Below are 20,474 nucleotides of genomic sequence, written 5' to 3' on the forward strand. Positions count from 1 at the left end.
CTCTTCCTTTTTTAATTAACTATTCAATAAAAACAGTCTACACAACGTATATTTTACACTGAAAAGCTGAAAAAAAAAACCTGATATTGAACTGATTTTAATTTTTTTCTTTTATCCCGCGGCTTGAATGGGACGGTTTAGCAAAAATCATCCGTCCAGCATCAGTCTGTAAAGCGCTAGTAACTTCTACCTCGACTGGTTTATTCAAATAATAGCGTCCATCTTCAACAACGATCATGGTGCCATCGTCCAAATAAGCTACTCCCTGCTGTCTTTCAGTCCCGTTTTTAATTACCGTAACTGTCATTTTTTCACCTGGGACTACTCGCGGTCGTAAAGCCTTGGCCAACGCGTTAACATTCAAAACTTCTACATTCTGAAATTCACTGACTTTATTCAAATTGTAATCATTGGTAATAATTACTGCATCCAGCAACTTAGCCAATTTTATTAATTTACTGTCAACTTCAGAAATGTCTTCGAAATCGCCTTCGTACATTTCAACTGGTACCTTTTTTTCTTTGCGTAACTTATTTAAAATATCTAATCCACGCCGGCCACGAACCCGTTTAACACTATCTGCTGAATCAGCTATATATTGCAATTCATACAACACAAAATTTGGTACGATCAGTTTTCCTTCAATAAAACCGGTTTGTATCAAGTCATAGATTCGACCATCAATCAAAATGTTTGTATCCAATAATTTTAATCGATGAAAATTATCATCAACTTTCCGTTCTAAAACGGCATTCTTTTCTTCTCCTTTATTTTTCTGTTCACTTTTTTTCCTGATTATCAGTATTTTTTTCAGATCATCTAAATGATTCTTGCCGACGATAAAACCTAGATAACCCAAAATCAACATCAAAATAACCGGCAAAATCGTATTCAGAAAAAATAATTGCGAATGCGAAAATAAAGTGGATATCAAAACAGCAATCAACAAGCCGATCACCGTAGAAACACTTGTTGAAATAATAATTAATGGACTTTGCCGTGCTAAACTGACCTCAATTTTTTTTATTACATTTTCTAATGGTGTTGTTGCAAAAAACGAAACCAGCAACATTATTGCTAAACCGACCACCATGTTAACAACTGCGTTATTCAAATACGCATTGTGCCACATTCCCGTTACCAGCCAAAAGTAAGGCATAAATGAATATCCTGCACCGATTCCTAATGCAATAAATATAATTTTAATAATTCTTCTGCGCATCCTATTGCTCCTTTCAATTTATTTTCCAAAAACTACTTTTAACGCTTGCGATAAAGTAGCGACCGGTAAAACCTCAATTGCTGCTGCCGGCTGCCAACCAGTTAAATTATTTTTAGGGATAACCGCTCGTTTAAAGCCCAACTTAGCAGCCTCATTAACACGGGTTTCAATTCGATTAACACGCCGAATCTCGCCAGTCAATCCTAATTCTCCAATAAAACAATCGGTCGATTTAGTTCCTAAATCTCGATAGCTGGAAGCAATACTGACAGCCAAGGCTAAATCAATTGCCGGTTCATCCAACTTGACCCCACCGGCAGCTTTCAAATAAGCATCTTGGTTCTGCAAAAGCAAGCCAGCTCGTTTTTCTAATACAGCCATAATCAATGATACGCGATTATGATCCAAACCGGTTGTTGTTCGTTTAGCATTTCCAAAAGCTGTCGGGGTCACTAAGGCTTGGACCTCTGCCAAAATTGGTCGAGTCCCTTCTAAAGACGCAACAACAGCTGAACCGGTTGCCCCTTGCAGCCGTTCTTCCAAAAAAATTTCTGAAGGATTGGCAACTTCTGTCAAACCGCTTTCCCGCATTTCAAAAATGCCGATTTCGTTGGTTGAACCAAAACGATTTTTCACGGCCCGTAAAATTCGATAAGCATGATGAAGGTCGCCTTCAAAATACAAAACTGTATCAACCATATGCTCTAAGATTTTCGGCCCAGCAATCGCTCCACCCTTCGTAACATGACCAACGATAAAAATTGTTATATCGTTAGACTTGGCAATTTTTAATAATTCTGCTGTTACTTCACGAATCTGTGCCACACTTCCAATTGCTGAACTCAGCTCTGGCTCCTGCATGGTCTGCACTGAATCGATTACCATAAAATCCGGCTTCAATTGACTGGCAGCTTGACGAATCACCTGCATATCAGTTTCCGGGTAAAGATAAAAATTGTCACCACCAACACCCAGCCGTTGCGAGCGCAACTTGATTTGCAAGGAACTTTCTTCACCGGAAACATACAAAACCTTTTTTTGAGCAGCAGCCAGTTGACCAGAAACCTGCATCAGCAAAGTTGATTTACCAATTCCAGGATCGCCACCGATCAAAACTAATGATCCCGGAACAATCCCGCCGCCTAAAACCCGATTCAGTTCCGGCATTTTGGTAACATACCGCGGACTTTCATGGACATCAACCTGACTCAATAATTGTGGTTTACTTGCCCGCTGAGATCTCGCCGTCGCCCAGTTATTATTTTTTTTGCTAACCGGTTCTTGAATTTCTTCAACTAAGCTGTTCCAATTGCCGCAATTAGGGCAGCGGCCCAAATATCGCGGTGAGCTGTATCCACAATTTTGACATACATACTGTGTCTTTACTTTAGCCATAAACCCCCCTCATTCCGTATATCGTAACATAATCATTTATAAACAAAATGATTACTTTATAAAATTTAAAGATTCTTATTTTCCAGAAGAACCAAAACCACCTTGTCGTTTTTGTTGCGGATGAACTTCATCATCAGCTAATAAAAATGGTAGGAAGATTCCTTGACCAATTTTTTCCCCTTTTTTAATTAATTGACTTTTTAAGCCAAAATTTAATAATTGGAAAAAAATTTCTCCTTCGTTCTTGGGATTATTATAATAATCTGCATCAACAATGCCAACCCCGTTTGGTAAAATCAAGCGCCGTTTCAACGGATTACTTGAACGATTGGCCAACATTAAGAATTCATCTGCTTGCATATAGGCTTTTACTCCCGTCGGAACCAGCAACGGTTGCAAATCTTTTTCAGCGGCTGCTTTTTCGGTTGCTGAGATATCAGTTTTTGCTTTAGTAAACAGCTGCCACAATACTTTAATAAACTTAGGCTGCCAAATGCTTGGCAAAACAAAATCCTCGGCAGCAAAGAAATCATATCCAGCGGCCTGCTGGGTTGCTCGTACAGGCAATTTTATCTGTTTAGCAGTATAACTGCTGACAACTTTAAAACCTCGTTTCAAATTAATCAACTCTCTCTTTAAAATGTGTTCGCATTGTTCATTTTACCATAAAATACCTTGACAACAGTTGGAATAATTTCCAATCTCATATGCTATAATTCAAATTAGAGGTGATCATATGCAGCAACGTTTAACAACCGATTCTTTTAACTTGCTAACTACCAAAGATGCACTGACACCAATTGCACATTTAGGAATCAAAAAAATTCCCGCTAAAAAAATTTATTTGCTGGAATATACTTGGGTCAGTTTTCCCAAGCGTCATCAAGGTTTAGCTGAACAATTAATAACCGCGTTTATGCAGGAAATGAAATTACAAGGATGCCAAGTTTTGCCTCTTTGTCCGTATGCCAAAAAATATTTTGCACAACATCCTGAATTTAACCACCAATTGATTATCAAATAAATAGCCAAAGGAGCTTGAATATACCATGGATCAAAATCAATTAAAACAGCAGGTTGGTCAAAAAGCTGCTGAATTAGTCAAGAATAAAATGATCGTCGGTTTGGGAACTGGAACCACTGTTCATTATTTAGTGGAAGCTTTAGGAAAACGTGTTGCACAAGAAAACCTTGATATTACAGGCGTGGTTACTTCAAATGCAACTGCTGCATTAGCCAAAAAATGCGGTATTCAATTAAAATCAGTTGATGAGGTCGCTCAGATCGATCTTACAATTGACGGTGCTGACGAAATCAGTGATGATTTTCAAGGAATCAAGGGCGGTGGTGCAGCATTACTCTTTGAAAAAATTGTTGCTACTAATTCAAAAAAGAATGTTTGGATTGTCGATCAAAGTAAAATGAAAAAACAGCTTGGAGCTTTCCCGTTGCCAGTTGAAGTCATTCCTTATGGCAGTCAGAAAATCTTTGCCCGATTCCAGCAGGCCGGTTATCACCCAACTTTTCGTTTAACATCTGCTAAGCAAAAGAAAAAAACTGATTCCGGTAATTTCATTATTGACCTTCATCTACACCAAATTGACCAGCCGCAAACCTTGGCAACTCAGCTGATCCAACAAGTTGGGGTAGTAGAGCATGGGCTGTTTTTAAATATCGTTAATACGATTATTGTTGGAACTCCTGATGGCCCAGAAATCATTTCAGCACGTTAAATTTAAGTTAAATTGACCAATATTTACCTACTCAAGTTTTTAGCATATAATGAACTTATTCTTAATAAGGGGAGTTGACTTGTCTTGACAAAAGCAATTGATTCAAATACGTTAGCTGAATTCAAAAAAGATTTAGCTGACCATCCAAAACACAAAGTTCTTGAAAGAGCTGTTACTAAAAATGGAATTTTGGCAACTGCCGCTGACTACCATTCAGCTGCTGCTATGACCCCAGTTTTTTCAATTGATCTTGATACAGGCGATGTTGCTAATCAAAAGCAATCTGGTCGCTGTTGGATGTTTGCCGCACTAAATACCATGCGGCATGATATTAAAAATAAATTTGGTGTTCCCAAGGATTTTGAACTTTCTCAAAATTATACTTTTTTCTGGGACAAGTTGGAAAAAGCAAATTATTTCTATGAAAATGTTTTAAAAACTGCACAATTACCAACATCAGATCGGAAAGTTGCCTGGCTGATGACCACTCCACAACAAGATGGTGGTCAGTGGGATATGATTGTCGCTATTATTCAAAAATATGGAATCGTTCCACAATCAGCCATGCCGGAAACTTATAATTCTTCCAAATCAGCTGAAGTTAACAGTGCACTTAATTTAAAATTACGCAAAGATGCTGTTAAATTAAGAAAATTAGTTGCTGACAAAGCAACTGAAGCTGAAATTGCAACTGCTAGAAAAACGATGTTGACCGAAGTTTATCGCTTATTAGCATACAGTTTTGGTGAACCACCGACCAAATTTGATTTTGAATATCGGGATGCTGATAAAAAATATCATCTGGATCAGAATCTAACACCACAAAGCTTTTTCAAAAAATATGTCGGCTGGGATCTTGATCAATACGTTTCGATCATTAACGGACCAACGGCTGATAAACCATATAACAAGATGTATACTATTGAAATGCTTGGAAATGTTATTGGCGGTCGGCAAGTTCGCCACCTGAATGTAACAATGGATACTTTCCGCCAAGTTGCTTTAAAACAATTAGAAGCCGGTGAAAGTGTTTGGTTCGGCTGTGATGTCGGCAAATCTTCCGATCGTCAAAAAGGCATTATGGACACTAATCTATACAAACAAAATGAATTATTCGATATTGATTTTGCAATGTCCAAAGCTGAACGACTTGACTACGGTCAAAGCTTAATGACTCACGCAATGGTCTTGACCGGTGTCGATTTGGTTGATGGTCAGCCAACCAAGTGGAAAGTCGAAAACTCATGGGGCAAGAAAGTCGGTACCAACGGTTTCTTTGTTATGAGTAACAATTGGATGAACGAATATTGCTACCAAGTGGTCGTTAATAAGAAGTTTTTACCACAAGAGTTGCAAACAGTTTTAAAAGAAGAACCAAAAGTTTTAGCTCCATGGGATCCAATGGGAGCTTTAGCTTAATTTAAGCAACTACTGCTGATAATGAATCTATGCTATAAATTGCAGTAGCAAGCTTTTACTAATTAGCTAATTAAACAACAAAAACCTAGTCGAGGCTAGGTTTTTTGTTTACGAATAAATTGACATTTAGCTTATGGCAACTGTTGAAACCAGTACTATTTGAATTAAAGATTTTTGCTTACTTTTTAAAATTCTATCACTTTTATTTTAATGATGTCTTTTGCTTAATTCGAAGTTTGTTATCCAATTCATAGACAATCGGAACTGCATTTTCAACTTCAACACCATCAATTGAGCGATCATCAATATTTTCCAAGTATTTGATTAAAGCTCTTAACGTACTGCCATGGGCAACCATCAATTGATTCTTATCATGCAACAAAGCAGGTGCAATTTCATCTAACCAATAAGGAATGATTCTTTCCGAGGCCATTTTCAAACTTTCCGCCCGTGGCAAAATTGTTTCCGGCCAAGTTTGGTAACGACGTTCCTGATCAACTTGAGGTAATAGCGGCGGAACAGTCGCAAAACTACGCCGCCATAACGCTACTTGCCGTTTACCATAAATTTCTCGTGTTTTATCTTTGTTTAATCCCCTTAACGCCCCATAGTGTCTCTCATTTAAGCGCCAAGTTTTTTTGATTGGTACCCAATTTTGATTAATCTGCTCGAGTACAATGTATGAAGTTTCAATCGCTCGTGAAAGCAATGAAGTATGCAATGCTTTAAATTGAATGCCAGTAGTAGCCAATAATTGTCCCGCGTGTCGTGCTTCTTGTCTGCCCTGTTCAGTTAATGGAGAATCTGTCCAACCAGTATATTCATTTTTCTGATTAGCCAAACTTTGACCATGACGTAATAATACTAATTTTACCATCTATAACTCTCCCTCATACCAAGTAAGCTTTCCCCACTATCATAGCAAATAAAATCCTTAATGAGAAGAAAGCCCAAAGTTCTTAAACAGATTCCCTGCAGTCCAATCCTTGTAATGAACACTTTTACTACCTAAAGTACTATCAGTTAGCTTGTATCTAAAAAGCTGCTTGTCCTTGATGAACAAGCAGCCTAACAAATTCACTAATCTATTGTTAATACCATTAGCAATACATCAGAAAATATTAAATTTTATCATAGTCTTGGGTTTAATAGTTTCGTAAAATACTTTTAATTATTTAATGCGTCCAGCAAAGCTTGGTGGAAAACCAGAAATACTACCAATTTTAACGTTTTGTCCTTCAGTTGGTGCATGAACAAACTGACCACCGCCGATATAAATTGCAACGTGATAAGATGCTCCCTTAGAACCCCAGAACAACAAATCTCCCGGCTGTGCCTGTGAAACTGATTCATAATTTACATAGCCTTCTTGTGCCACTGTATTATGTGGTAAGTTGACGCCGAACATTCTATAAACATACATTGTCAAGCCGGAGCAGTCCATCCCTGATAAAGATGCACCACCAAAGACATATGGAATGTTCATTTTAGTTAGCGAAACTGCCGCCGCCACTACTGAACTAGTATTTACGCTACTGGTACTTGGTGCCGCACTACTATTAGCAGTTTTGTTTGCTGAGTTATTATTCGCTGAACTGTTATTTACCGGTTTGTTAAATGCCACATTCGTTGGCTGATTTGAAGTTTGTTTAGTATTATTATCAGTCTTATTCACATTGGTAACCGTTGCCGCTGCCTTATTTGCAGTAGCAACTGCTTTAACTGCCGTTACTTGATTTTTAGTGGTCTTAACGGTTTGTGCTGCCTTCTTAGCAGTAGCTAAAGCCGCTTCCGCTTGTTTTCGAGCAGCATCTTCTTTAGACTTTTGTACTTTTAATTCTACTTTTTGAACTGCTAAATCAGCTAACTGCTGGTTCAAATTATTATTCAACGATTTTTCTTTGGCTGCGGCTGCAACAACTCTTGCTTTATCCGCAACTACCTTTTGCTTATCATTTCTTTGTTCACTCAATGTTTGATTATTAGCATGAATCATCGTCGCAACTGCTGCAGCTCGATCAATTACATCGCTCAAACTTTTAGCATCAGTTAAAAAAGTAATCAATGAACCAGTATCATTTGTTTGAGCTGAACGTGCTTGTTGTGCTAAATGTCCTTTACGGGCATTAATATTCTTACTTAAAGCATGAATCTCAACCTGATCTTTTGTTTGCTGTGATTGTAATTTAGAGATCGTTTTTTGAGCTTGATCAACTGATGCTTGTGTTTGCTCGATCTTAGAATTAACTGTCGAGATTTGTTCATCCGTTTTAGAAGCTGATGCAACACTTACAGAACCAGCACTTATCAGAAAAGCTGCTCCCGCCAATAGCAGCCATAATTTTTTTCGTTTTACCACACTATACGCCCCCGCGACTATTTAACCTACTATGTATTTTTAAGTATTATTAACTTACCCTACCTATCTTAGCATTTGAATTCAAAAATGGGGGTTACATTATATTTACAAAAACCGGCAATATCGCTCGTAGAATGCGTTTTCGTTACAATTAAGTTTCAATTGTTACATTTCTCGGCTTTTTCTCCCCAAAATGCCGGTTTAAAGGTAAATTGTTAGCCATTCGCATATATCGTTGAGACTTTCTCAAATAAATAATTCAATCTACCTGGATAAACAAAAAAGCGCAGTCGATAAACTCGATCTCCGCTTTAACTTATATTTTATTTGATAACTACTTGTTAACTGATGTTTTGGGTAATAACCATTAAAATTGGTACGATAATTAATGATAACAAGGTCGTTTCCGTTACCATAATTGCAGCATAGTCAGCATCTGCATCATATAAACTAGCAACAACCGGCGCATTGGTCATAACCGGCATCGCTGACTGCAAAATGAAAACCTGTTTCATCAGCAATGGCATATTTGATGGGATAACCAACAGAGTCATCAAAAGTGGGGCTAACAAAAATCGTCCCAACAAGATTAAAATATTATCTTTTCCTAATGCTAATTTTCCTAAACCAGCATGTGAAATTGAAAAGCCAATAAAAATCATTGACAGTGGAATTGTTAATCCGCCAATATAGTCCAGATCACTATCGACAAAGTCCGGCAATTGGATGTGCAGTAAAACTAAAATTACGCCAATAATAAACCCTAATAACGGTGGAGAAAACACTTTCCCCAAAGTTTTTTTCAAATCGAATTTAACTGTTTTTGTCCCGTCTCTTTGAATTAAATAAGTTCCGATCGTCCAAAAAATCGTTGTGTTAGCCATATAATAAATCAGCACATAAGGAATACTTGCTTTGCCAAATAAAGCCTCATTAATCGGTAGACCGACAAAAACTGTATTTGAATTAAAAAACATTGAGGAAAATAAACCGGCATGGTTGTCACGAATATGCAGTAACTGGACGATTGCAAATGCAACCAGCATCAAGATTACCATCGACATTACCGGATAACGCAAATCTGGAATCATTACCATCAGTTCATGGGCAGAAAATCGATGCGTGATCGTAGTGACCATATAGCACGGTAATGCTACTTGTGTAACCAATTTGGCAATTAAACGTCCCGAATGTTCGTCAAACCACTTACGTTCTGTCAAGATATAGCCTAAAACAATCATCACAAGAATGACTAATACTCCGCCAATGCTATGTTCAAAAACTTGCATGGACACTCCCTACTTTCTACAAAAATGATCATCTATAACCTGAATTTATAAACATTTTCCAGTATAGCACAACTAATTACAGTAGCTGCTTTATTTGTAAGTATTTTCCCAAAAAAGCGGTTTCTTAAATTATTGACTTGTTGTTAGTTCAGTTGCTAAAAATATTGATTTTTACAATCAATTAAACATTCAAAAATAAGCTAATTGTTATTTTGACATAATTAACTGCCTTAGATATTTACGTACAACGTTTCAATTGCACTGACGATCACATTTTTATGAATTTAATCAGTTTTAAATAAGCGAACATTTTATAAAATAATGACTATTATGCAGGCTTTTGGGTAAAAAAAGTGATAAACTTAATTTTGTTTACGGAAATTTTTGCTTTTGGGATTTTATTACTCAAATTTTAATCAAATACACCTATCTATTTTCATTTACGCGGAACTGCTTTAGATTTTAAATCAACGAAAACTTAATTTAGTCTTAAAAATTTTTTTGGATAAACCTTCATTTCAATTAAGTAGTATAATTTCTTCATAATACCTGTTTAAGGAGCTAACAATGAATAAACGTGATCAAAAAGATTCTGAGTTTTTAGAGACACCTTTACGCCGAAATCAAAATCATCCTTCTCACCAAAAAATAGGCAATCACAGATATTTTCGAAAAACTTGTGGCATTCTTTTGTTACTTTTATTGATTGCTTTTTATGGAGCCGGCTTCTACGCTTACCATGTGCTGGGAGCAGCCAAAACGACAATCAATGAAACGTACCAAAAAACTAATGTAAAGAAATTGCGAAATGTATCTGATGTTCTACAAAAGAAGAAGCCATTTTCAATCTTGCTGCTTGGAACCGATACTGGTGCTTTAGGAAGAACGGATAAAGGACGCACTGATACAATTATAATTGCTACTGTTAATCCGCAAACAAAACGGACAACTTTAACCAGTATTCCACGTGATACTCAAGTAAAAATTCCGGGTTCAAGAAACTCTTATGACAAAATTAATTCAGCTTATACAATCGGTGGTGTTTCAACAACCATCAAAACGGTTCAAAACAGTTTACATGTTCCAATTGATTTTTACCTTTTGATCAATATGGGTGGTTTGCGCAAAATGGTCGACGCGATCGGTGGAATTACAATAAAGCCGCTATTAACTTTCAATTATAGCTACGCACATGTAACAAAAGGAAAAACCGTTGTTCTTAATGGTAAACAAGCTTTAGCTTATTCCCGAATGCGCTATTCAGATCCGGAAGGTGACTACGGTCGACAAAAACGACAAAAACAAGTAATCAAAGCGATTGTCAGTAAAGCAATGTCATCGGCTTCGATTAGTAACTACAAGCAAATTTTAAATACTATCCAAGGCAATATGCAGACCGATCTAAGCTATAATGATATGTTAACCATTGAAACTAATTACAAAGCAGCGGCTGGTTCAATCAACTCGGCTGTATTGCAAGGAGAAGATACTATGATCAATGGTTTATCTTATCAAGTAGCAACTGCAAAAGAAAAGCAAAAAATTTCTGATGATATTCGCAGTGAATTAGGCTTGAGCCCTTCAACTGCAACATTCGTCGGTCGAGTTGATCAATTGTTTTCTGATTAAACACCTAAATTGTGGTTTTAATTATTTACTTTCAATTAGTAAAATATGTGTCATTCCTTATATAAAAAAAGTGGAACTAGACAAGAAAATTAACTTGTCTAGCTCCACTTTTTTAATTACTGACTTATATAATTTTCATTCTCATAACCAACTCATTTTACCTGTGAAAGATTCAATAGCATCCCGCCAAATGTCAGACCAGCCCCAAACCCAGTTAGCAACGCATATTCAGGGTGCTTGCCAGCTTTAAGCGCCTGATCAAGTCCGATTGCAACTCCTGCTGATGATGTATTGCCATATTCAGCGACATTAATTGCAAATCGACTTAATGGGATATCCAATTGTTGAGATAATTGTTCAATCAACCGCAAGTTCGCTTGGTGGGGTACCACTAAACCGATTTGTTGATTTTTTACGTGTTGTTCCAGCAAAAATTTTTTTAAATAGCGCGGAACATTCGTTGTAACAAAATTATAAACCGCACGTCCATCTTGATAAAACGCATCTAAGGTGGGATATTGGTCGGCGGCAATTTTTTGAATTACTGGAATACGGCCGCTGTGAATCATTTCCGGTGCCGGTTTTGTTAATAATTTTTCTCCCCGAAAAAGTTCTAGTGTTGGATCAGCCGTAGTTGATAATAAAACGCCACCAGCACCATCGCCAAAAAAGACAGCAGAAGTCCGATCTTGAAAATCAAGCATTTTTGAATTAACTTCACTGGCAATTACAATTGCATGCTGGTACTGTCCACTACGCAAAAATTTTTCTGCCGTACTAAGTGCAAAAATAAAACCCGAACAGGCCGCACTAACATCAAAGGCCAGCGCATTAACTGCACCAATTTTTTGTTGTACTAAAACAGCTGTAGCCGGAGTCAATGCATCAGGCGTAATCGTTGCAACAACGATTAAATCAACCTCAGCTGCTGTTAATCCACTAGCATGCAATAACTGCTGTGCTACTTTTGCTCCCAAATCTGAAGTATTCTGTTTAGTAGCATAATGTCTGGTTTGAATCCCCGTATGTTGTTGAATCCATTGATCATTTGTATCCATAATTTGGCTTAATTTCTGATTTTTCACTATTTTTGCTGGAACATAGTGTGCGCTTGCTGTTAATTTAATTGTTTTATTCACGAAATCCCGACCCTTTCATTAATTCAAAAAGGAAACTAATTTAAAAAACTAAGGACCGACGCAAAACAAAATGTTTTACACCGGTCCCTATTAATATGCGGGTAAATGGATTCGAACCATCACGAGTTTTAACACTCACCAGATCCTTAGTCTGACGCGTCTGCCAATTCCGCCATACCCGCAACAACAGATATAATTATACCAGAACCAATCACCAAAAACAAGCTCAAGGTTCGAGATGCGCTTGCAATCGTAACTTACCACGACAACGACCGCAAACTAATTTTTCAGTATTAATTTTCCGTTGCCGGAAATATCGCTGACCACAGTGTCGACATACATATATATAACGTTTTTTAGTCGAAACCAGCTGTGGAACATAGCGAACTCCCTGTGTTGCTAGCAGTAACCGTTTAAACTCAAGTGAGCGATGAGTGTGGTCCAATCCCATCAAATGCAGATGATAGTGGCAAAGCTCATGCTTAATTACACCAACCAACAATTGCTGGCTTTTACTTACAACCAATGGATTAATTTCAATATTATGCGTTACCAGCAGATAACGACCGCCAGTAGTCCGCAATCTTGAATTAAAAGTAATTTTATGTTTAAACGGTCGCTGAAAAAATTGAAGTGATATTTCTTCCGTTAATTGCTGTAATTCTTGATTATCGCAACTTAATAATCTATTTCCAGAAATCATCATATACGTTAATTGGTAAATGCCGTTTATGTTGCGTTTTTAAATACCAATTTTCAATTTTTTCAGCTGCTGTTGTTGGTACATCCCGTCCCTCAAGATAATCATCAATATTTTGATAAGTTACTCCCAGTGCTGCTTCATCAGCTAAAGCTGGCCGTTTTTCTTCTAAATCGGCTGTCGGTGTCTTCAAATAAAGATGTTCCGGTGCTTTTAAGATCTTCAATAGCTGTTTCCCTTGTCGTTTATCTAAGCGCCAAATTGGAGTGATATCAGCCCCACCATCACCATATTTAGTATAAAAACCAGTAATTGCTTCAGCGGCATGATCAGTTCCCACAACTGCCCCTTGACTTGCCCCGGCGACACCGTATTGTGCAATCATTCGTTGGCGGGCTTTAATATTGCCCTTATTAAAATCACTGATCGTCAAATCATTTTCAATCAAACTAGCAACCATCTCATCAGTGGCTGGCTTAATATTAACCCGAACAGTTTTATCAGCCTGAATATATTCAATCGCATCCAAAGCATCTTGTTCATCAGCTTGGTTTCCATAAGGTAACCGAACAGCTATAAATTGATATGAATTATCCCCGGTTTCTTGACGTAATTCTGAAATTGCCATTTGTGCCAACTTGCCAGTTAAAGTTGAGTCCTGACCACCAGAAATACCTAAAACTAAGCTTTTTAAAAAAGTATGCTTTTTTAAATAAGCTTTCATAAAATCAACACTGCGTCGTATCTCAGTTTGCGGGTCAATTTCCGGTTTAACACACAATTCTTTGATTATTTGCTGCTGTAATTCTCTCATATATTTCCCTCCAGTAATTTAACTGTTAGTATGTTATATCTTCTCTCATCATTTTACCCTTTTTATCAGTTAAATTCATTAATTATTATGGATAAATCCAAATTCAATAAAATTTATTTTCCAACAATTTACATAGTTTCTGTTATACTATAAAACAGTTCAAGAAGAAAGCAGGCTGATTATTTTGAAGCAATACCATAAAATTAACATCTTGGGAATTCAATTTTCTCAGTTGACCAATCAACAATTAATTAAACAATTAACGCTTGATTTGGAACAACAACAATGCCGCTTTATTGTTACTGCTAATCCTGAGATCGTTCTATATGCGCGCAAACACTTTGAATACGCAACTATTTTAAAACAAGCTGATTTGATCACCGCTGATGGAATTGGAATTGTTATTGGCGCAAAACTATTAGGTCAACCACTCCCCGAACGAGTTACCGGTTTTGATACACTGCAGCAATTATTAAAAGTTGCTGAAAAGAAGCAAAAATCAGTTTATTTTCTTGGGGCAAGGGCAACTGTGTTAAACACTGCTTTAAAAAATATTCAGCGGCAGTATCCCAAGCTGATAATCGCCGGTTACCACGATGGTTATTATCAATCAGCGGCTGAGATTGGTCAAACAATCAAACAATTACAACCGGACATTGTTTTGGTGGCTCTCGGCTTTCCAAAACAAGAAACTTTCATCAGTCAATATGCAGCTGGTACTCATGCTATTTGGATGGGAGTAGGCGGCAGCTTTGATGTTATTGCTGGGAAAGTAAAGCGGGCACCGCTTTTTTGGCAAAAACACCATATAGAATGGTGTTATCGATTGCTTCAAGAACCAAGCCGGTTACCGCGAATGTTGGCTCTTCCCAAGTATCTTTTACTGGTGCTGGGGCAAAAGTTTCACTTAGTCCATTAATTTTCGGGCATGCTATTAAAAATAATACTAGTATTTATACTATATTGAGCTGAATAAAAATTTCCAGTACTAATTTTATTAATTAGCACTGGAAATAAGCGGTCATATTTAACTATTTCTCCAAATAGAACTCGAAACGATTGCCAACATATTGCGTTCTAACATATTCAAACGGCTGACCGTTAGTAAGCTGAGTTACTTGATGTAATCTTAAAATTGCAGCTCCACGTTTAATTTGCAAATATTCTGCAATTCTTTCTGAAGCCTGCATTGCAGAAACTTTTTGCTGTGCATGACCAATCGCTAAGCCATTTTCCTCGAGCACTCGATACAAAGAACTGGTAACTTCTTCTTTGCTGAACTTTTTGACCAGCTCGTATGGAACTGTCGCTACTTCAAAACAAATTGGCGTTTGATCTGCAAAGCGGATTCGTTCCATGCGTAAAACCAATTGATTTTCAGTTAAATTCAATTTTTCCATTTCACTTAAAGACGGTGCGGCAACATGATAGGAAACCGTTTTACTTGAGGGAACTTTTCCTTGAGCTTTGGTTAACTCTGAGAAACTGGTAATACCTGACATTTTTTCTTGAACTTTCTGACTGGCGACAAAAGTTCCCGATCCAATCCGCCGCTCAAGAATTCCTTCATCAACAAGAGTTTGAACTGCCTGCCGAAGTGTCATTCGACTGACTCCATAATCAGTTGCCAGTTTCCTTTCGGCTGGTATCCGCTGACCAATTTTCCATTTTCCAGATTCAATTTCGCGTTTAATATGATTATGAATTTGGATATAAATTGGTGATGATGTCATGTCGGTAACCTCCTAAATTAGTCAAGATAACGTCGTCCTAAACTATAAGTCTCTTTTAAGTTTAAACCTTGATCAAAAATATTCAAGTCGGCATCTTTGCCAACCTCTAATGTTCCCTTGTTTACTAAGCCGAATTCTTTGGCTTGATTCACCGCTGACATTTGAACTGCATCATGTAAAGAACAGCCAGTAAAGCGGATAATATTTCGAAAAGCATCTTGAAATTGCAAAACTGAACCAGCTAAATTACCGGATTCCAAACGAGCTTGCTTATCCTTAACAATTACTTTCTGTCCACCTAATTCAGAAATTCCTTCAGGCATCCCCTTAGCCCGCATTGAATCAGTGACCAATTCCATTTTATGTGGTCCTTTTAATTCGAAAGCTAACCGAATCATATCGGGACAAACATGAAATCCATCAGCAATCATTTCACAGTAAATATTATCCTCCAGCAGTGCATGTCCTGTTACTCCCGGCTGACGATGTTTAAACTCGCGCTGTGCATTATAAAGGTGAGTTACATGAGAAGCTTTTGAATGCAGCAGATCCTCGCGTTTAGCATTACTGTGCCCAATTGAAGGTACAATTCCATGCTGCAAGCAATAATTTTCAAATTCAGCCGTATTCTCGTTTTCTGGAGCAAATGTTACTAATTTGACTAAATGCCCAGCTAACTCATTCCAATGATTAAAGAGTTCAATATCGGGTGCCTGAATGTACTTTTCCGGCTGTGCTCCCTTAAAAACTGTTGAAATAAATGGTCCTTCAAGATGAATCCCTTGAATTACCGGATTTTTTGCGGCGGCTTGTTTAATTCCAACCATTGCCTTAGCAATATTTTCGTGAGATTGCGTCATCGTTGTTGCAAAATAGCTGGTAATTCCTTCATGGATCATCTGTTCAACCATTTGATCAATTTGATTTGGATCACCATCCATCGCATCAAAACCGTAACCGCCATGGCTATGTACGTCAATAAAACCTGGCACAACTGTTGCTCCTGCTAAATCAAAATCTTGTTGATCCTCTGAAACTGGATGATATTCCTTCATTGGTCCAACTGCTAAAATCTTATCTGAAAAACGTAGATAACCGTCTTTAATTTCTTCATTACCAGTAAAAATATCAGCATGTTTTAAAACTGTTTGCATTAAAATCACTTATTCCTTCCCTTGATCCTTGGCAATTGTTGCATCAATTCCCTTAATTACCGACGTCATAAATCCGGCTTCTTCCATTGCCAGCAAACCGGCAATCGTTGTTCCACCCGGTGATGAAACATCATCAATCAAATCCCAAGGGCTTTTTGAACTTGATAATACCTTTTGGGCACTGCCTAAAACAGCTTGAGCCGCTATTTTTGTCGCTTGAGCTTTCGAAAAGCCATATTTAACTCCAGCGCGTGACATGGCATCAATAAACAGATAAATAAAAGCTGGCGAACTGCCGGCCAGAGCAACAAATAAACTAAAATCATGTTCTGGCAATTCAATTGTTTTCCCAAGTGAAGCCAACAAATTTTGACAAACCGCAAAATGTGCAGCCGTTAACTGTTTATTAGGAGCTAAAGCTGTCATGCCAGCCGCAATTTCTACATTAACATTGGGCATAATCCGCAAAACTTCTAAATCCTCTACCTGTAAACTCTGCAGTATCTGATCAATCGAAAATCCCGTTACCATTGAAACAACAATTGGATGCTTCGATTGAACACTTTCTTTGATCTCACTTAAAACGCTACTTATCACTTGCGGTTTAACCGCTAAAAACAGAATTTCAGTTTCTTGCACAACCGCTTGATTACTATCTGCTGCTTTTAAATGATACTTGGCAGCATAATTTTGATAACTCTGCGGATGCTTACTATGGATAACAATTTCTGCTGGATCGACCGTCTGTGTTTTCAACCAGCCCTGAATAATTGCTTGAGCCATGTTGCCGGCACCAATAAAACCAATTTTCATTTTATGATCGTTCCTTTCACCTATTTCAAATTACAATAAACTAACAATATTCAAATTAAAAAATCTATATACTACAAAGTTTAGTGATTTTTTTAATACTGTTACTAATTCTTTTCTTAAGCTTCACCTCTAATTAAAATTGATATATACCAATAAATTGAATTTACTACTTTATTAGTCTAAATGTCAATAAAAAAACCGCCCCACTTGGACGGTTATACTTTAATATTTATGGAAGGGAGTGGATTCGAACCACCGAACCCGAAGGAGCGGATTTACAGTCCGCCGCGTTTAGCCAGACTTCGCTACCCTTCCGCTAAGGTATCTCTAAATACCTGACTTAACTATGATACACTGGATTAATTTAAAACGCAAGCAAAAATTAATTGACACCTTCCATTAACTTTTCAATTCTCGGTGAAATCAACAATAAAATCACACCAAAAATAATAGTAATAAGACCAATTATCCCATAGTAATGAATCTCAGTTCCTTTAGCATAGAATCTTACTAACTGAGAATTAAATGCCTGAGCGGCTGCATCACTTAAAAACCACATACTCATCATTTGTGATTGAAAGGCCTTAGGAGCCAACTTGGTTGTTGCTGATAGTCCAATTGGTGAAATCAGCATTTCACCAACAATTACCAGTACCCAGCTCATAATCAACCAAAATGGTGATACTTTGGCACTAGTCCCATACAACATTCCTGGCAACATCATCCATAAGAAGGAAATACCAGCAAAAAACAGCCCATATGAAAATTTCTTAGAAGAAGACGGTTGCCTTGAGCCAAGTTTAGTCCATAAGCGTGCAAAAATCGGTACGTAAATCATAATAAATAATGGATTCATACTTTGAAATATACTGGATGGAAAATGAATAGCCCCACCAAAAAGCGACAATCTGGTCTGGTCATTAGCAAAGAGGGCTAAAACAACCGAACCCTGTTCTTCAATCGACCAGAATAAAATTGCTGCAATAAATAAAGGGATATAAGCAAAGACGCGCGAACGTTCAATTTTAGTAATTTTCGAACTAGTCAACATCATAATAAAGTAAAAGATTGGAATAACTACAGCTACAATGGTGATCACTAAAATTAAATTGGTTAAATTCAGCAAATTAAACAATTGCATAATCGTTAAAACTAAAATCAAAGCAACTACACCTAAAACTGTCCGACGAATAACACGTTTAAAATCAGCCGGTTCTAATGGATCAGTTGGATAAAGACTTTCCTTTGAAAGATATTTTTTCCCGCCAAAATAATATTGCAGTAAGCCAAAAAACATCCCAATAGCAGCTAATGAAAAACCTAAGTGAAAGTTGACATATTGTCCTAAATAGCCAACAGCGATTGGTGCAATAAAAGCTCCTACGTTGATTCCAAAAACAAAAATCGTAAAACCTGAGTCACGCCGCGGATCATTTTCAGTGTATAATGACCCAACCATTTCAGACACATTTGGCTTCAACAAACCAGTACCGATTACGATTAAAGCGATTGAAATAAAAAGAGCTATTCTTCCAAATGGTGTTGCCAAGGCAATATGCCCAAACATAATTAAGACTCCACCAATAAAGACTGTTTTTCGACTACCCAGAATTCGATCACTAATGAAGCCACCGATCACACTCGATAAATAAACTAGAGCTCCATAAATTGACATAATTGAAGCTGCCAGCGGTTTATCAAATCCCAAACCACCTTGTGAAACTGCATAGTACATATAGTAAAGTAAGATTGCGCGCATCCCATAGTAACTGAAGCGCTCCCACATCTCGGTAAAGAACAGCGTTGAAAGTCCACGTGGATGGCCTAAAAATTCACGACCACTATCTTGATTATTCAATTAAAATCCTCCAGACATATTAGATTACTCATCCAAAAATAAAAAAACCGATCGACTTAAATTATCGAAATCGAGTGGTAAACTAGTTAAAGCTTGAGCTAATTAATGCCTGCTACCAGCATGACCATAAACCTCAATAATATAACGTACTATCGATTGCAAAGTAAGTGTATCAAAAACCACAACTATTAAATTATAGCACATATACAAAAATAGTATAGTATACTGCATTAAGGCACTAAATATGTAATTATATCTCATCCCCTTAACCACTAGCACTGTTGTATTAATATGCAGAATTAATGATTTTAAAACAAATCCAAAGCCATTTTTGATACAATACATAATTGTATATATAAAAAATATTTTTCATGTTGTAGTACAATATATTGGCTTAAGCAACTGCATTGTGCTATTTTAAACTTAGGTAATGTAATAGCCATCATTTTTTGTTACCTTTTTAATGGATTAAGCTAATCCATATCACCCACGGACTCCTAGATTTTTCTTAGGAGTCCTTTTGCTACTTATACACAAATCAGTATCCATTTATTAAAAATGTGCTGTATATAAAATAAAAAAGAAGCAGCTTTCATACTGCCTCTCTTTTTGTGTGCCCACATCAACATAAAAGGGTGGTTAAGAAACGATATATAACCACATAATTGTAGTTATATATAAGGCCTTTACGAATTATATTGTATCATAAAATACTCTTTTTTCAACAAAATGATTTAATTTTATTAAAAAACAGTTTTTACCTGTGTGAATTTGGTTCATTTTAGATTTCATTTTCAAATCAGCATGCTACATATAATATAAGCTTCCTAAACATAAAAAAAGCCCTTAAATCAACGATTTAAAAGCTAAGTATAAACTAAGTTATAATAGGAAATGCCAGCTGCAGGATTTGAACCTGTGACCCTCGGTTTACGATACCGATGCTCTACCAACTGAGCTAAGCTGGCTTAATGACCCGTACGGGATTTGAACCCATGTTACCGCCGTGAAAGGGCGGTGTCTTAACCACTTGACCAACGGGTCAAAAGCAGGCAAAGAATTTGCCGCTTATTATATTTCTAACAAAAAACCCGGAAGATTATCGACAATAATCAGTATTTAACCAGTTATTCTCTTTGTCTCCGAGCAATATTAATCTTCGAGCACGGCAGCTTCCTACCCTCACAGGGGGCGATCCCCCAACTACTATCGGCGTT

Annotated in this window: 18 protein-coding genes and 4 tRNA genes; 5 read left to right on the top strand and 17 right to left on the bottom strand. The window is 37.1% G+C overall.

Annotation, left to right across the window (positions count from 1 at the left end):
- Positions 1-97 precede the first annotated feature (97 nt).
- The 3 genes from FC89_RS05410 to FC89_RS05420 form a co-directional block, all read right to left on the bottom strand.
- Complete coding sequence (locus FC89_RS05410) at positions 98-1,222, bottom strand: PIN/TRAM domain-containing protein (protein ID WP_057871522.1); 1,125 nt, start codon at positions 1,220-1,222, stop codon at positions 98-100.
- 18 nt (positions 1,223-1,240) lie between these two features.
- Positions 1,241-2,617 (bottom strand): DNA repair protein RadA, encoded by a 1,377-nt coding sequence (gene radA / locus FC89_RS05415; RefSeq protein ID WP_057871523.1) that lies wholly within the window; start codon positions 2,615-2,617, stop codon positions 1,241-1,243.
- Positions 2,618-2,692: 75 nt separating this feature from the next.
- A complete protein-coding gene (locus FC89_RS05420) occupies positions 2,693-3,235 on the bottom strand; it encodes a dCTP deaminase/dUTPase family protein (RefSeq protein WP_057871524.1) in 543 nt (180 codons plus the stop codon).
- Positions 3,236-3,353: 118 nt separating this feature from the next.
- Here FC89_RS05420 and FC89_RS05425 point away from each other — a divergent pair, with 118 nt between their 5' ends.
- From FC89_RS05425 to FC89_RS05435, 3 genes are all read left to right on the top strand, one after another.
- Complete coding sequence (locus tag FC89_RS05425; protein ID WP_057871525.1) at positions 3,354-3,641, top strand: N-acetyltransferase; 288 nt, start codon at positions 3,354-3,356, stop codon at positions 3,639-3,641.
- A gap of 25 nt (positions 3,642-3,666) precedes the next feature.
- Entirely contained in the window at positions 3,667-4,350 is a 684-nt protein-coding gene (gene rpiA, locus FC89_RS05430; protein WP_057871526.1) for a ribose-5-phosphate isomerase RpiA, read from the top strand.
- An 84-nt stretch (positions 4,351-4,434) separates the two neighbouring features.
- Positions 4,435-5,769 (top strand): C1 family peptidase, encoded by a 1,335-nt coding sequence (locus tag FC89_RS05435; RefSeq protein WP_057871527.1) that lies wholly within the window; start codon positions 4,435-4,437, stop codon positions 5,767-5,769.
- Positions 5,770-5,971: 202 nt separating this feature from the next.
- Here FC89_RS05435 and FC89_RS05440 read toward each other — a convergent pair whose 3' ends face one another.
- The 3 genes from FC89_RS05440 to FC89_RS05450 all read right to left on the bottom strand — a co-directional run bounded on the left by FC89_RS05440 (position 5,972) and on the right by FC89_RS05450 (position 9,417).
- Positions 5,972-6,646 (bottom strand): 2,3-bisphosphoglycerate-dependent phosphoglycerate mutase, encoded by a 675-nt coding sequence (locus FC89_RS05440; protein WP_057871528.1) that lies wholly within the window; start codon positions 6,644-6,646, stop codon positions 5,972-5,974.
- Between the two features lie 294 nt (positions 6,647-6,940).
- Positions 6,941-8,128 (bottom strand): C40 family peptidase, encoded by a 1,188-nt coding sequence (locus FC89_RS05445; RefSeq protein ID WP_057871529.1) that lies wholly within the window; start codon positions 8,126-8,128, stop codon positions 6,941-6,943.
- 341 nt (positions 8,129-8,469) lie between these two features.
- Positions 8,470-9,417, bottom strand: a complete 948-nt coding sequence (locus FC89_RS05450) for an AEC family transporter (RefSeq protein ID WP_057871530.1) — start codon at positions 9,415-9,417, stop codon at positions 8,470-8,472.
- A 567-nt stretch (positions 9,418-9,984) separates the two neighbouring features.
- On the opposite strand from FC89_RS05450, the gene FC89_RS05455 reads away from it, so the two are divergent.
- Positions 9,985-11,046 (top strand): LCP family protein, encoded by a 1,062-nt coding sequence (locus FC89_RS05455; RefSeq protein WP_083485420.1) that lies wholly within the window; start codon positions 9,985-9,987, stop codon positions 11,044-11,046.
- A gap of 152 nt (positions 11,047-11,198) precedes the next feature.
- Here the strand turns inward: FC89_RS05455 and FC89_RS05460 are convergent, their stop codons facing one another.
- The 4 genes from FC89_RS05460 to nadE form a co-directional block, all read right to left on the bottom strand.
- Entirely contained in the window at positions 11,199-12,185 is a 987-nt protein-coding gene (locus FC89_RS05460) for a beta-ketoacyl-ACP synthase III (protein WP_057871532.1), read from the bottom strand.
- Positions 12,186-12,281: 96 nt separating this feature from the next.
- Positions 12,282-12,367: transfer RNA gene (locus FC89_RS05465), tRNA-Leu, on the bottom strand.
- 44 nt (positions 12,368-12,411) lie between these two features.
- Positions 12,412-12,891: a SprT family protein gene (locus FC89_RS05470; protein ID WP_235804384.1), complete on the bottom strand. Its 480-nt coding sequence runs from the start codon at positions 12,889-12,891 to the stop codon at positions 12,412-12,414.
- Entirely contained in the window at positions 12,872-13,699 is an 828-nt protein-coding gene (gene nadE / locus FC89_RS05475) for an ammonia-dependent NAD(+) synthetase (RefSeq protein ID WP_057871533.1), read from the bottom strand. Before nadE ends, FC89_RS05470 begins: the two co-directional genes overlap by 20 nt.
- Before the next feature lie 181 nt (positions 13,700-13,880).
- On the opposite strand from nadE, the gene FC89_RS05480 reads away from it, so the two are divergent.
- Complete coding sequence (locus FC89_RS05480; protein WP_057871534.1) at positions 13,881-14,618, top strand: WecB/TagA/CpsF family glycosyltransferase; 738 nt, start codon at positions 13,881-13,883, stop codon at positions 14,616-14,618.
- Positions 14,619-14,730: 112 nt separating this feature from the next.
- Here FC89_RS05480 and FC89_RS05485 read toward each other — a convergent pair whose 3' ends face one another.
- The 7 genes from FC89_RS05485 to FC89_RS05515 all read right to left on the bottom strand — a co-directional run bounded on the left by FC89_RS05485 (position 14,731) and on the right by FC89_RS05515 (position 20,301).
- Complete coding sequence (locus tag FC89_RS05485; protein WP_057871535.1) at positions 14,731-15,432, bottom strand: GntR family transcriptional regulator; 702 nt, start codon at positions 15,430-15,432, stop codon at positions 14,731-14,733.
- Positions 15,433-15,449: 17 nt separating this feature from the next.
- A complete protein-coding gene (gene nagA / locus FC89_RS05490; protein ID WP_057871557.1) occupies positions 15,450-16,586 on the bottom strand; it encodes an N-acetylglucosamine-6-phosphate deacetylase in 1,137 nt (378 codons plus the stop codon).
- Between the two features lie 9 nt (positions 16,587-16,595).
- Positions 16,596-17,399, bottom strand: coding sequence for a pyrroline-5-carboxylate reductase (gene proC, locus FC89_RS05495; protein ID WP_057871536.1), 804 nt, complete (start codon positions 17,397-17,399; stop codon positions 16,596-16,598).
- Between the two features lie 232 nt (positions 17,400-17,631).
- Positions 17,632-17,714 (bottom strand) — tRNA-Tyr (locus tag FC89_RS05500).
- Between the two features lie 67 nt (positions 17,715-17,781).
- Positions 17,782-19,257 (bottom strand): peptide MFS transporter, encoded by a 1,476-nt coding sequence (locus FC89_RS05505; protein WP_057871537.1) that lies wholly within the window; start codon positions 19,255-19,257, stop codon positions 17,782-17,784.
- An 895-nt stretch (positions 19,258-20,152) separates the two neighbouring features.
- Positions 20,153-20,225, bottom strand: a tRNA-Thr gene (locus tag FC89_RS05510).
- A gap of 4 nt (positions 20,226-20,229) precedes the next feature.
- Positions 20,230-20,301, bottom strand: a tRNA-Glu gene (locus FC89_RS05515).
- Between the last annotated feature and the right edge of the window lie 173 nt (positions 20,302-20,474).

It is taken from the genome of Liquorilactobacillus ghanensis DSM 18630 (assembly GCF_001435235.1).
Lineage (GTDB): Bacteria > Bacillota > Bacilli > Lactobacillales > Lactobacillaceae > Liquorilactobacillus > Liquorilactobacillus ghanensis.